A 13,166-nucleotide genomic window follows, 5' to 3' on the forward strand; every position below is an offset into this window, starting at 1 on the left:
GGGAGACACGGCGCATGCGTTCGGCGAGGCGATGAGAGGAGCCGGGTTTTGGCCATGAAAAGGCGAGATTTTCTGATGATGGGAGCGGCGCTCGGCGCCGCCGGCCTGGGCGCTCTGAGCGGGTGCAGCCCGACCGAAGGCGCATCCGGTCGGGCCGGGGGCGGCGTCGAGGGGCGGCACTGGGGGTTCGTGGTGGACGTGGAGAAGTTCAACCGCGTCGCCGACATGGACAAGATACGCTCCGTGTGCGCGAAGGCCTACAACATTCCCTCGATCGACGACCCCAAAGAAGAGATCAAGTGGATCTGGGAGGAGCCCTTCGAGGACAGCTTCGCCGAGATGGACGAAGCCTACCTCGCCGACGCTGTCAAGGACTCCGACGTGCCGGTGCTCTGCAACCACTGCGAGGAGCCGCCGTGCGTGCGCGTGTGCCCGACGCAGGCCACGTTCAAGCGCAAGGACGGCATCGTGGAGATGGACTACCACCGCTGCATCGGCTGCCGGTTCTGCATGGCGGCCTGCCCTTACGGAGCGCGCAGCCTGAACTTCAGCGACCCCGTGAAGCACCTGGACCACGTCAACCCCGATTTCCCCACCCGCACCAGGGGCGTGGTGGAGAAGTGCACCCTGTGCTCCGACAGGATCGACCGGGGGGAGATGCCGCTGTGCGCGGAGGCTTCCAACGGCTCCATCCTGTTCGGCGACCTGAACGACCCGGACTCGGACGTGCGGCGCGCGCTGGCGCAATCGTTCTCCATCAGGAGGCGGGCGTCGCTCGGCACCGGCCCGAGCGTCTACTACGTGCTCAAGGGGGTTGAGGAGCATGCTTGAGAAAGCCCTGCACGGCTCCAAAGGCTACTACGCCTGGATCGCCGTTCTGCTGCTGGCCATCGCGGTGGGCGTGGGAGCCTACGCCAACCAGCTCATGAACGGCCTCACGCTCACCGGCATGAGCCGCGACGTGTCGTGGGGCCTCTACATCGCCCAGTTCGTGTTCCTGGTGGGCGTGGCGGCTTCGGGCGTCATGGTGGCCATACCGCACTACCTGCACCACTACAAGGAGTACGGCAAGATCGTCATCATAGGCGAGTTCATGGCGGTGGCGGCGGTGCTCACGGCGGTGCTGTTCGTCGTGGTCGATCTGGGCCAGCCCATGCGCGTGCTGAACGTGATACTGTTCCCCACGCCGAACTCCATGCTGTTCTGGGACATGTGCGTGCTCTCGTCGTACCTGATCGTGAACCTGGTTATCGGGTGGACGGTGCTGGGCGCGGAGAAGAAGGGCTTTCCGCCGCCCCGATGGACGCACGTGCTCAGCATCGTCGCCATCCCGCTCGCCGTGGGCATCCACACGGTCACGGCGTTTCTGTTCTCGGGTTTGGCGGGCCACGACTACTGGCTCACGGCCATCATGGCGGCGCGCTTCCTGGCCTCGGCGTTCGCCGCGGGACCGGCGTTGCTCATCGTGCTGTGCCTCATCCTGAAGAAGACCGCCGGGTTCGACGTGCCGCGCAAGGCCCTGGACTCGCTGGCGAAGACGGTGTGCTATGCCATGATCGCGAACGTGTTCTTCTTCCTGCTGGAGGTGTTCACGGCGTTCTACAGCAACGTTCCCGGCCACAAGGCGCCGCTGGAGTACCTGTTCGTCGGGTTGGACGGACACGGGCAGCTCGTCCCCTTCATGTGGGTGGCCACGGCGCTGGCGGCCATCGGCATCTTCCTGTTGCTGGTGCCCAAGTTCCGGCGCAACTACAAGACGCTCGTGCCGGCGCTCATGGCGGTGTTCTTCGCCTGCATGATCGACAAGGGGATGGGCCTGGTGCTGGGCGGCTTCGTGCCCAACACGTTCGAGCAGGTGGTGGAGTACACGCCCAACATCAACGAGGTGCTGGTCATTCTGGGCGTGTACGGCATCGGCTTCCTCGTGCTGACCGTGCTGTGCAAGGTGGCCGTGGGCGTTCGGGCCAAGGAGATCGCGCCGGCCCACGAACAGGGGGCCGAGGGTGACGCGGCGGCCGCCGCTTGCGAGGAGCCGGCCGCGTCGTGAACGATGCATCGTCGCCGGCAATCCGGCGGCTGGGCATAAAGAACGAAGACGTAAAGATCGACAAGGAGGATCGAAATGGCTGATTTGGTGGTTGGAGACCGCACGCTCGCCCTCGACGAGGACGGTTTTCTCGAAGATGCGAGCCTGTGGGACGAGGAGGTCGCGGAGGCGCTTGCCAAGACCGAGGAAGTGGAGTTGACGCCCGAGCATTGGGAGATTATCAACTACCTGCGCAATTACTATGCCGAGTTCGGCGTGGCGCCCATGGTGCGCAAGATGCTGAGGGACACCGGCAAGTCGAACGCCGAGATCTACGAGCTGTTCCCCAGCGGCCCGGGCAAGGGAGCCTGCAAGATCGCCGGCCTGCTCAAGCCGACCGGCTGCGTGTAGGCATCGTGGGCGGCGCGTGCGATAGGGGCGCGCTCCACGGCGGAAGCGCCATGCATGAAAGGGAGGGGGCGCCGCTTGCGGCGATCCCCCGAGTGATGATCGCAGCGCCCCACGGCAGAAGCGGCAAGACCGTTCTGACGCTGGGGCTGCTGCGCGCTTTGCGCCAACAAGGCGTGGACGTGCGGCCCTTCAAGAAAGGGTGCGACTTCATCGACCCCGGCTGGCACGCGCTTGCGGCCGGAGCGACGAGCCGCAACCTTGACCGCTACTTCATGGAGCCCGACCAGGTTCGCGACGTGATGGTCGAGAGCTCCGTCGGCGCCGATATGTGCGTGGTCGAGGCGGCCATGGGGCTCTACGACGGGCTCGACGTGGAGGGAAGCTGCTCGTCGGCCGAGATCGCGAAGCTGACGGCGACCCCGGTGATCCTGGTGGTCGACGTGACCCGCATGACCAGGACCGCCGCCGCCCTGGTCATGGGGTGCTGCGCGTTCGACCCGGACGTGCGGATCGCCGGCGTCATTCTGAACAAGGTGCGCGGGCAGCGGCAGCGGGAGCTGGTGACCCAGGCCATAGAGCGGTACTGCGACGTTCCCGTGGTGGGGTCGGTGCCGCAGGACGTGGGGATGGACGTGCCCGATCGGCACCTGGGGCTGGTGACGGGCGCCGAAACGCGCGGGCGGGAAGAGCTGCTCGACGGCATCGCCGAGGTCGTCGCGCGCCATGTGGACCTGGACGCCGTTCGGTTCATAGCCCGCTGTGCCGGGCCGATGCCGGGTGCCGCGGAATCGGCGCGCGCGGCGGCGGGGCCGACGTCCGAGACGGACCGTCCGGGCGGCCAAGCCGTCATCGCCGTCATGCGGGACGAGGCGTTCTCGTTCTACTACCCCGAGAACCTGATCGCGCTCGAGCGCGCGGGAGCGCGCTTGGCGTTCGTGAGCGGCCTTGCGGACGCGGCCCTGCCGCCCGACGTGGACGGCCTGTACCTGGGGGGAGGGTTTCCCGAGGAGCATGCCGCGCGCCTTCAGGACAACGCGAGCATGCGGGCGAGCGTGCGCGAGCATGCCGAGCGAGGGCTGCCGATCTTCGCGGAGTGCGGCGGTTTGATGTATCTTGGGCGTTGCCTGAGCTTTCGCGGAGCGACCTACGACATGGTGGGCGCGTTGGGGTTCGACACGGTCATGCGCGAGAAGCAGCAAGCCCACGGCTACGCGCTCGCCGCCGTGCGGGAGTCAGGCTCATGGCTTCCGGTCGGAACGGTGCTCAAAGGTCACGAGCACCATCATTCGCAGGTGGTCGACCTCGACCCAACGCTGCCGCTCGCCTGCGAGATGCAGCGCGGCCGCGGCGTGACCGACGGGCGCGACGGCCTGTGCCGCAAGGGCATCGTCGCCGGGTACCTGCACGTCAACGCCATCGCGTCGCCCGCTTGGGCACCGAGTTTCGTGCAGGCGGCCGCACGGTACCGCGCGCTGCGCGAGGGGTCTCGCGCCGAACGCTAGCCTGGCGACTCGCCGCCGCTGTCGGCTGGCAAGCCGTCCTTCCCGCAGGATCGGTTTTCGGAGCTTCGGCGCACGCCGGGGCTCCTTTTCGCCCGTCTGCGCCGAATGCGCTGGGGATACGCTACAATAGCGGGCAATCGAAACGCACGAGACGAAAAGGAACCATCATGGCGCTGCAAGCTCCCGAGGGAACGAAAGACCTGCTGCCGGAAGAGGCGAAGTTCTGGACGCATTTCAAGGCCGTGGCCACCGACGTGTTCGGCCGTTACGGCTACGAGCCCATCGAGACGCCCGTGTTCGAGCAGACGGACCTGTTCGTGCGCGGCATAGGCGAGGCCACCGACGTGGTGTCCAAGGAGATGTTCACCGCCATTTCAGGCGAGAATCTGAAGAAGCTGCGCGAGGGCGGAACCGTGAAGGCGAAGAGCCGCCTGTCGCTGCGCCCCGAGGGCACGGCCGGCGTCGTGCGCGCCGTGGTGCAGCACGATATGGTGCCTCAGGGCGCCGCTCCCGTGAAGCTGGTGTACGCGGGCCCGATGTTCCGCGCCGAACGTCCGCAGAAGGGCCGTCAGCGCCAGTTCAACCAGGTGGGCATCGAATGCCTGGGCGCCGAGGAGCCCAGCGTGGACGCCGAGGGCATCATCATGCTCATGCGCTTCTTCGCAACCATCGGCATTCCCGTGGAATCCACTGCGCTGCTGGTGAACTCCATGGGCTGCGACGCGTGCCGCCCGGCCTACCGCGACGCCGTGAAGGCCTACATGGACGCGCATGCCGACGAGCTGTGCGACGAGTGCAAACGCCGCGCCGAGATCAACCCGCTGCGCGCGTTCGACTGCAAGAATCCCGGATGCGCCGCCGTCATGGAGCACGCGCCGAAGATCACCGACCACCTGTGCGACGATTGCCGCGACCACTACGACGCCGTGAAGACGTACCTGGGCGGCGCGGGGCTCGCATACGCGGAGGATCCGAAGCTCGTGCGCGGGCTCGACTACTACACGCGCACCGTGTTCGAGGTGCAGGTGACCGAGGGCATGGGCAGTCAGAACGCCATCGGCGGCGGCGGGCGCTACGATAAGCTGGCCGAGGAGGTTGGCGGCCGCCCCACGCCCGGGTTCGGTTTCGCGCTGGGATACGAACGCTGCGTGCTGGCGTTGGAGGCCGCGGGCTGCGACTTCCCCGCGCCGCAGGGTTGCGACTTCTTCGTGGCGTGCGTGGACGATTCGGTGCGCAGCGAGGCGTTCTCCATCATGCAGGCGTTTCGCGACGCCGGCCTCACCGGCGACATGGACCACCAGGGCCGCAGCTTGAAGAGCCAGTTCAAGCTCGCCGGCAAGATGGGCGCCGCCCTAGTCGCCGTGCTGGGGCCCGACGAGCTTGCCAACGGCACGGTCACCATACGCAACATGCGGGCGCACCGCGAGCGCGAGGTGGAGATCGCGGCTCTCAAGGGCTTCCTCTCCTGTTTCGGCGGCGAACCTTACGGCGCGCCGATTCCGAACATCGACGACGTGTTCGGTCGGCTGGAAGTGGAATAGCGGGAGCCGGTCGCGAGAGTAAAGAAACGATGTGAAACCGTCGCGCTCCGATTGCGCACGGAGGCGCAGGGCGGTACACTGCAAAGCGACAGCAGCGCCCGCGATGCCGGGTGGTGCGGGTCACTTACTCACCCGGGGGGGTTTGGTCGCGTCCCCGGGTCTTTCTTCGTCCTCTCTCACCATTCGCCTCATCCGGTCGAGCGCTTTGATCACGACCAATAAGAGCCAAGTCGCAACCTGAATAATCGTAGCCAATGCCGCGCATTCAAATACGTCCATAAAGGCACCTTCCTTCCGTCGGGCACCACCCGGCAGGCAAACGCCGCCGCCATGAGCGATGGTATCAACGATCGTCCTGGTCGGCTTGCGGCAGCAAGCGAAAACATGTACAATGCATGCAACGAACATGCTCGCAAAGGAGGCTGCCATGCCGGCATTGCAAGTGAGGGAATTCCCCGACGATCTGTACGAGCAGCTGAAAGCGTACGCCGCCAGCCAGCATCGAAGCATCGCCCAGCAAACCATCGTGGCCGTGGAGCAGATGCTCGAAGCAGCCAACGCAAGCCATTACTGGGACGGGCGGGAGCTGCATCGCGTGACGAGCGGCCCCCGCTGCCTTGACTTCGACACCGAGGCGAAGCGCGCGGCGCGCATCGAGAAGCGCAAGGAGCTGTTCGCGCGGATGGACGAGATCGTGTGGAAGGGCGCGAAGCCCACGGGCGACGAGATCGTAGCCATGGTGCAGGAAGGCCGCGAGGAGCGTGATCGCATGTTCGGCGAGTTGATGCCGCTTGCTGCGGGAGGCGATGGACGATGATCGTCCTCGATTGCAACGCCGCCCTCGCCATGTCCGCAAGAAGCGAAGAGGGTAAGGCCTTTTCGATATTGACGCTTGAGGGCGAGCGCATCATCGCGCCCGATATCATCTACGCTGAATTGACTCACGCGCTGGTGAAACAAGTCAGAGGCGGGTATGTGGACTCGAACGACGCCGTGGCTCTCGGCACTGCGGCGCTTGACCTCGTGGACGAAGTTGTTTCCGGCCGTGATTTGTGGATAGAGGCGATGACGGAGTCTATGCGACTGGGCCACTCTTCGTATGACATGCTCTACTTCGTGTTGGCGCGTCGGGAGGGTTCCACGTTGTTCACCCTCGATCGCAAGCTGCAGAAGCTCTGTTTGGACAACGGGGTGAACTGCGTGTTCACCGACACCGGGTTCTAGCAGCCTGCAAAGATGCGCGCTTCCGGCGGCCGGCAGGCGGCGCATTTTGCATGGAGTGGCGGCCGCGTTTCGACCGACGCGCCCTTCTTGCAGTACAATGACCAAGTTTGAGCAATTCCGCCGCAAAGGCGCGGCGGGTACCGATAGCAGCGTCAAGGAGCAAGGAACCACCATTATGACGGACTTCATGAACGAATACTGCATGCACACCGCCACGTGCGGCGAGCTGCGCAAAGGCGACGTGGGCCGCGAGGTCGTGCTGACGGGCTGGGCGTGGCACAACCGCGACCACGGCGGTCTCATCTTCATCGACCTGCGCGACCGCGCGGGCTACACGCAGGTGGTCGTCGACCCCGACTGCGTGAGCGCCGACGACTTCGCGAAGGCCGAGCACCTGGGCCGCGAGTACGTGCTGAAGATCGCGGGCACGGTGCGCGAGCGCGGCGCGGATGCCGTGAACCCCAATATGGCCACGGGCGAGATCGAGGTGCTGGCGAAGTCCGTCGAGGTCCTGAACACGAGCGTCACCCCGCCGTTCTCCATCGAGGACGGCATCGAGACGGACGAGATCACGCGCATGAAGTGGCGCTACCTGGATATCCGCCGCCCCGAGATGTTCGAGGCCCTGCACCTGCGCCACAAGGTGGCCCAGGCCATGCGCGGCGCGCTGAACGAGCGCGGCTTCCTGGAAGTGGAGACGCCGATCCTGGCGAACTCCACGCCCGAGGGCGCGCGCGACTACATCGTACCCAGCCGTCCTAACCCCGGCAAGTTCTATGCGCTGCCGCAAAGCCCCCAGCAGTTCAAGCAGATGCTGATGGTGGGCGGCGTCGAGCGCTACTACCAGATCGCGCGCTGCTTCCGCGACGAGGACCTGCGCGCCGACCGCCAGCCCGAGTTCACGCAGGTGGACATCGAGATGGGCTTCGTGCAGGGCGAGGACGTGATGAACCTCATGGAGGACGTCATGGCCGAGACGCTCGCGGCCGTGGGCGTGGAGCACGCCTTCCCGCTTGAGCGCATGCAGTACCGCGAGTCCATGGACCGCTTCGGCAACGACCGTCCCGACACGCGCTTCGGCATGGAGCTGGTGGACATCACCGACATCGTGAAGAACACGGGCTTCAAAGTGTTCTCGAGCGTGGCGCAGTCCGGCGGCGTGGTGAAGGCCATCAACGCGAAGGGCGCGGGCGACTGGAGCCGCGGCGACGTGGAGAAGCTTGCCGACATCGCGGCCGAGAACGGTGCGAAGGGCATGGCCTGGATCGCGTTCACGACCGACGGCAAGGAGAAGAGCCCCATCATCAAGTTCTTCAGCGACGAGGAGTTCGCCGCGCTGAAGGAGGCCATGGACGTGGAGCCGGGCGACCTGCTGCTGTTCGCCGCCGACACCTACGAGGTGGCGAGCGCCGTGCTGAGCGCGCTGCGCCTGCACATGGCCGACGCGCTGAACGTGCCGCGCGAGGGCCATCAGCTGCTGTGGGTGGTGAACTTCCCCATGTTCAAGTACGACGAGGACGAGAAGAAGTACGCCGCCGAGCACCATCCGTTCACCCATGTTCTGGACGAGGACGTCGACAAGATCGAAAGCGACCCGCTGGCGTGCGGCAGCTACAGCTACGACCTGGTCATGGACGGCTTCGAAGTGGGCGGCGGCACCATCCGTATCCACAACGCCGACGAACAGCGCGCCGTGCTGCGCACGTGCGGCTTGACGGACGAGGAGATCGACGTGAAGTTCGGCCACCTCATCCACGCGTTGGAGCTGGGCGCTCCGCCCCACGGCGGCATCGCGCTGGGCCTCGACCGCCTGGTCATGCTGCTGGGCGGCAAGGCTTCCATCCGCGACGTCATCGCCTTCCCGAAGACGAGTTCCGCGAGCGACCCCATGACGGGCGCCCCGAGCGCCGTGACGGGCCGCCAGCTCAAGGAAGTGAACCTGCGCACGCTGTAAGGTTCCGCTGCGGATCGGTGATTCAGGAGAACGAGCAGATCGGGAGCCCTTCGATATCGGAGGGCTTCTTTTATCGGAGGGTCCGGTGCGGCACGTTCCCGGCCGCGGGCCGATTCTCCTTCGTTGCTTTATAGGGACGGAATAGGTTGAAGAAGGCTTTGTGAAGGGGGTTCTCTTGGTTCGCCTTGTGAGCGAACGCCTTCACGGGCACGTGCGACGAAAACGTGTGCAGCACGACGACCTGACCGGCCTCGATTTCCTTTTGAACGCGGCCGGTGCCTATCATGCCCATGAACCCGTAGTTGAGCACGCCCTCTTTGACCGCTTCGTCGCTGTCGCAGTGCACCATGTTGGGAAACGCGACCCCCTGTTGCAAGAAGCCGTAGTTGATGTAGTTGGCCCGCTTGTCCAACAGGACGGGATACCTCATAAGGCAGCGCTCGAAGTCGGACGAGTCTTTGGCAAGCTTGCGCGACACGCATAGGACGAGGTCTTCATAGCCGACGATGCGTTCGGTCAGATCGCGTACGCCCTGCTTGCCCACGGCGATGCTGAAGTCAAGCTCGTGGCTCTGCACGAGCCGGTACGCATCGTCGTTGCTTACGCCGTGCATCTCGATCGTCACCTCGGGATGCCGGCTCGCGAACGACTTGACCACGGGCAGGATGAACTCGCAACAGTATTGGTCCATGCCGCCGACGCGCAGCAGCGCGCCAACGCTTTTGAGCGACGCCACTTCTTGGTTGAGCTGGAACATCTCGTTAAGCACGGCCTTGCTGCGTCGGTAGAGTATGGCTCCCGCCTCCGAAAGCACCTTCTTGCCGTTTTGCCGTTCGAACAGCGGCGCGCCCAGTTCGTCTTCAAGGGCTTGCAGGTGCTTGGTGGCCGTCGGCTGCGTGTAGTTCAGCTTGCGGGCGGCACGCGTGACGCCCCCTTCTTCGACTACGGTTTGAAACGTTTCCAGGTGTTTGAACTCCATCGATATCCTTTCGTCTCCCCGTTCGGCCGTTGCGCCCCGGTGCGATTCGCGTTCCGTTTCACTATACCCGATATTCCACAATGGAATATTTTTCGCTTTCCAGCTTCGTATGATTGTTTCGTCGAAGGGTGCTGACCACGCGTGGCGCTTCGGCGGTGCGGTGCGGCGCTTGCCATGCAAGACGAGGATAGCGGTACTGCCGGAACCATAGGAACGCTTTGTAAGGAGACGCATGATGGAACACTCAGCAACAGCAACCGCGGGCGTGCGCGAACGGATCGCGCCGGGATCCGCCGATGCGGCCAAGCCGACCGGCACGGCCGACGGCAGCCTGTCGAAGGCAGAGACGAAAGACAAGGCCGTCGCCGCGGCGCCCGAGAAGAAGCTGGGACTGCTCGCCCTGGTTGCTCTGGGCGTGGGCTCCATGATAGGCAGCGGCGTGTTCAACAGCCCCACTGACCTCATCGGCGTGGCGAATCCCCAAGCCATTCTCATAGCGTGGGGCATCGGCGGCGTCGGCGTCATCTGCCTGGCGCTGGTGTTCCGCCTGCTCGCCGACAAGAGGCCCGAACTCACGGGCGGCATCGCCTCGTACGCGAAGGCCGGGTTCGGCGATATGCCGGGCTTCCTGTCGGCGTTCGGGTACTGGGTGAGCGGCCTGTTCGGCAACGTGGCGTTCTTCACGCTTATCATGAAGACCCTCAACAGCCTGCTTCCCGCCAACATGCAGCTGAGTCCCATAGCCACCTTCGCGCTGGCTTCGGTCATTTTGTGGTCGGTGGTCTGGCTTCAGACGAAGGGCGCCGGCAAGGTGGGCTTCGTCAACCTCATCGTGACCATCGCCAAGCTCACGCCGCTGGCCCTGGTCATCATTGCGGGCGTGTTCGTATGGAACCCTGATATCTTCAACGTGACGAATTGGACCACCGTGCTGGCCAGCGCCGCTGCGCCCACCGCGTCCGTCACCCTGATGTCCCAGATCAACGGCGCTATGGGCGTCATCCTCTGGTGCTTCATCGGCGTCGAGGCCTCCACCGTGCTGGCCGAGCGCGCCGAGTCGCAGCGCGTCGTGGGCAAGGCCACCGTCATCGCCATCGTCATCACGCTCATCGTGTACGCCGGCATCTCGTTCGTGTCCATGGGCACCGTTCCCGCCGCCACGCTGGCGAATTCGGCCACCCCGCTCGCCGACGTGCTGGGCGCCACCGTCATCGGCAGCGCGGGCTCCGTCATCGTCAAGGTGGGCATCCTGGTGTCCATTCTGGGCGCCCTCATCAGCTGGGTCATGATCGCCGCGCAGCTGCCGCACGCTGCGGCCAAGGAAGGCCTCATGCCGCGCATCTTCACCAAGACCAACGCCGTGGGCGCACCCGTGGCGTCCTTGATCATCACCAACCTCATCGCCCAGGTGGGGCTGTGCGTGCTGCTGTCCTCTGCGCTGCAGACGGTGTACAACATGGTTTTGCTGCTGGCCACCACCTGCATCATGGTGCCCTACCTGTTCTCCGCCCTGTACGCCATGCGCGTCACGCACCAGAGCAAGCTCGGCGTGAAGAACGCGATCGTCTGCGGCGTGGCCATCGTGTACGTGACCTACTGCTTCATCTCCGTGGGCCTCATCTACCTGGCCGCGTCGTTCATCCTGTACGCCGTGGGCATGTTCGTGTTCTACAAGACGAAGCGCGACAACCACAGCGATATCAGCAAGCGCGAATGGATCGCGATGATCGTCATCTTCCTGATCGGCGTGGTCATGGCAACGCTTCTGGTCACCGGCGTGATAGCCATCTAGGGCACCGTGTGCGCGCCCTGCGCCGGATCGCCCGTTCGCGGCGATCCGGCATCCCAACCCCCCGAAAAGCTAGGAGCATCCTCATGGACCAGAAGAATTTAGAGAGTGCCGTGCGCCTGCGCCACGAGCTGCACGCGCATCCGGAGCTGTCCTATCAAGAAACGTGGACCAAGCGGCATCTCATGGACTTCCTGCGCGAGAACACGGCGAACCTCGACATCGTCGACGGCGGCCGCTACTTCTACGCGGCGTACCGCACCGGTGCCGATCGTCCCACCATCGCCTTTCGCGCCGACTTCGACGCACTGCCCATGGCCGAGACCATCGACTTGCCGTGGGGTTCCCGGTTCGAAGGTGTCGCCCACAAGTGCGGCCACGACGGTCACGCCGCAGCGTTGGCGGGATTCGCCCTGGAAGTGGACCAGCTTGGGGCCGAAAACAACATCGTGTTCCTGTTCCAGCATGCGGAGGAAACCGGCCAGGGTGCCCGGGAGGCGGTGCAGGCGCTGCGCGACGAACGGGTGGACGAGGTGTACGGCTGGCACAACATGTCGGGCATCGACCTGGGCACCGTGTACGTGAAGGGCGGCACGACGCAGTTCGCCTCCAAAGGCATGACCATCCGCCTGACGGGGTCGCCCGCGCATGCCAGCCAGCCCGAAGACGGCGTGAACCCCTCGTTCGCCATCGCGAAGCTGATCGACGCCATTCCCGAGTTGGTATCGCCCGAGCACAACGAGGGATTGGTCTTGTGCACCATCGTCCAGGTGGACGCGGGATCGCAGAACTTCGGCATCGCGGCTTCCGAGGGCGTGCTGCGCCTGACCATCCGCGCGGAAAAAGAGGCCGAGATGGACCGCCTGCAGAAAGCCTTGGAGGACGATGCGCGGAAGATGGCCGCCGAGCAGGGCATGCAGGCGGAGTTCTCCTTCAGCGACGAGTTCCCCGAAACCGTGAACGACGCGACGCGCGCGGACAAGGTCCGTCGGGCGTGCGAGGAGCGCGGCATCCCCGTGAAGCCGCTGCCCGCGCCCTACCGTGCGTCGGAGGACTTCGGCTACTACCTCAAGGAGGTTCCGGGGGCGTACTTCTACATAGGCAACGGGCCCGACCATCCTTCGGTGCACACCTACGAGTACGATTTCCGCGACGAGAACATCGAGGTGGGAGTCGAGGCGTTCAAGGCGCTCGCCATGCCCCTGCGCGTGCGGACGGCAAGCTGCCTGTGAACGCCTCGAAATGAGGTTCCCCGAACCCGCGCGAGGCGGTTGGCACGCGCGGGTGGAACCGGCTGCGCACCGGCGCATCTTCGGGAACCTCGTGGCCATCCGGGCGAGGCGGATGGGAGCTTTGCCCGGATGGATGACGTATCGTTGCGACCTGCCGCCCCGTCACGCCGCCCAGGGGCTCGCGATGCCGGCCCAGGTGGTCGAACTTGCTCTTGTCGGTGTCGGCCATGCCCTGGCCGGGGTCGTGGCGCTTGCCGAACTGCGGATCGGCGGGGTCGGTCCAGATGCGCTCGGCCACGGGCACCCACTCCTCGATGGAGTTCGTGCACTTGGCGCACAGGTCCCGCGCGCTCTCCTTGGCCTGCAGGTCGGTGGAGTGCGCGCCGGCGGCCTCCACCATGTTCGCCAGCGCGTCCTGGTTCTCCAAGATGGGGCAGGGGCGCAGGCTCCTGCTATTTTGCGAGACGACGGTAGATCCAACTTTGAAAACCGTTCGCTTTCGCATGCG

13 protein-coding genes are annotated in these 13,166 nt (G+C 65.2%); 11 read left to right on the top strand and 2 right to left on the bottom strand.

What is annotated here, in order from left to right:
• Window positions 1-54: 54 nt before the first annotated feature.
• From dsrO to aspS, 8 genes are all read left to right on the top strand, one after another.
• Entirely contained in the window at window positions 55-831 is a 777-nt protein-coding gene (gene dsrO / locus C1878_RS10790; RefSeq protein WP_114601743.1) for a sulfate reduction electron transfer complex DsrMKJOP subunit DsrO, read from the top strand.
• Window positions 824-2,047 carry a sulfate reduction electron transfer complex DsrMKJOP subunit DsrP gene (gene dsrP / locus C1878_RS10795; RefSeq protein ID WP_114601637.1) on the top strand — a complete coding sequence of 408 codons (1,224 nt, stop codon included), beginning with the start codon at window positions 824-826 and terminating at the stop codon, window positions 2,045-2,047. Before dsrO ends, dsrP begins: the two co-directional genes overlap by 8 nt.
• A 75-nt stretch (window positions 2,048-2,122) precedes the next feature.
• Complete coding sequence (locus C1878_RS10800; RefSeq protein ID WP_080143727.1) at window positions 2,123-2,437, top strand: TusE/DsrC/DsvC family sulfur relay protein; 315 nt, start codon at window positions 2,123-2,125, stop codon at window positions 2,435-2,437.
• A gap of 50 nt (window positions 2,438-2,487) precedes the next feature.
• Entirely contained in the window at window positions 2,488-3,939 is a 1,452-nt protein-coding gene (locus C1878_RS10805; RefSeq protein ID WP_114601638.1) for a cobyrinate a,c-diamide synthase, read from the top strand.
• A 167-nt stretch (window positions 3,940-4,106) separates the two neighbouring features.
• Entirely contained in the window at window positions 4,107-5,480 is a 1,374-nt protein-coding gene (gene hisS, locus C1878_RS10810; protein WP_114601639.1) for a histidine--tRNA ligase, read from the top strand.
• A gap of 427 nt (window positions 5,481-5,907) precedes the next feature.
• Window positions 5,908-6,297 (top strand): argininosuccinate lyase, encoded by a 390-nt coding sequence (locus C1878_RS10815; RefSeq protein WP_114601640.1) that lies wholly within the window; start codon window positions 5,908-5,910, stop codon window positions 6,295-6,297.
• Window positions 6,294-6,704 carry a type II toxin-antitoxin system VapC family toxin gene (locus C1878_RS10820; protein ID WP_114601641.1) on the top strand — a complete coding sequence of 137 codons (411 nt, stop codon included), beginning with the start codon at window positions 6,294-6,296 and terminating at the stop codon, window positions 6,702-6,704. Before C1878_RS10815 ends, C1878_RS10820 begins: the two co-directional genes overlap by 4 nt.
• A 175-nt stretch (window positions 6,705-6,879) precedes the next feature.
• A complete protein-coding gene (gene aspS, locus C1878_RS10825; RefSeq protein ID WP_114601642.1) occupies window positions 6,880-8,658 on the top strand; it encodes an aspartate--tRNA ligase in 1,779 nt (592 codons plus the stop codon).
• A gap of 70 nt (window positions 8,659-8,728) precedes the next feature.
• On the opposite strand, the gene C1878_RS10830 is transcribed toward aspS, so the two are convergent.
• Window positions 8,729-9,637, bottom strand: a complete 909-nt coding sequence (locus C1878_RS10830; protein WP_158539791.1) for a LysR family transcriptional regulator — start codon at window positions 9,635-9,637, stop codon at window positions 8,729-8,731.
• A 128-nt stretch (window positions 9,638-9,765) separates the two neighbouring features.
• On the opposite strand from C1878_RS10830, the gene C1878_RS17100 reads away from it, so the two are divergent.
• From C1878_RS17100 to C1878_RS10840, 3 genes are all read left to right on the top strand, one after another.
• Window positions 9,766-9,828, top strand: coding sequence for a hypothetical protein (locus C1878_RS17100; protein ID WP_369833776.1), 63 nt, complete (start codon window positions 9,766-9,768; stop codon window positions 9,826-9,828).
• 41 nt (window positions 9,829-9,869) lie between these two features.
• On the top strand, window positions 9,870-11,429 hold the full coding sequence (locus C1878_RS10835) for an amino acid permease (protein ID WP_199519333.1): 1,560 nt from the start codon (window positions 9,870-9,872) through the stop codon (window positions 11,427-11,429).
• An 83-nt stretch (window positions 11,430-11,512) separates the two neighbouring features.
• Window positions 11,513-12,658, top strand: coding sequence for a M20 family metallopeptidase (locus C1878_RS10840; RefSeq protein WP_114601645.1), 1,146 nt, complete (start codon window positions 11,513-11,515; stop codon window positions 12,656-12,658).
• On the opposite strand, the gene C1878_RS16900 is transcribed toward C1878_RS10840, so the two are convergent.
• A complete protein-coding gene (locus tag C1878_RS16900; protein WP_241963704.1) occupies window positions 12,609-13,163 on the bottom strand; it encodes a hypothetical protein in 555 nt (184 codons plus the stop codon). The genes C1878_RS10840 and C1878_RS16900 overlap by 50 nt on opposite strands.
• Window positions 13,164-13,166: the final 3 nt, after the last annotated feature.

The organism is Gordonibacter sp. 28C (genome assembly GCF_003339845.1).
Taxonomy (GTDB): Bacteria; Actinomycetota; Coriobacteriia; order Coriobacteriales; family Eggerthellaceae; genus Gordonibacter.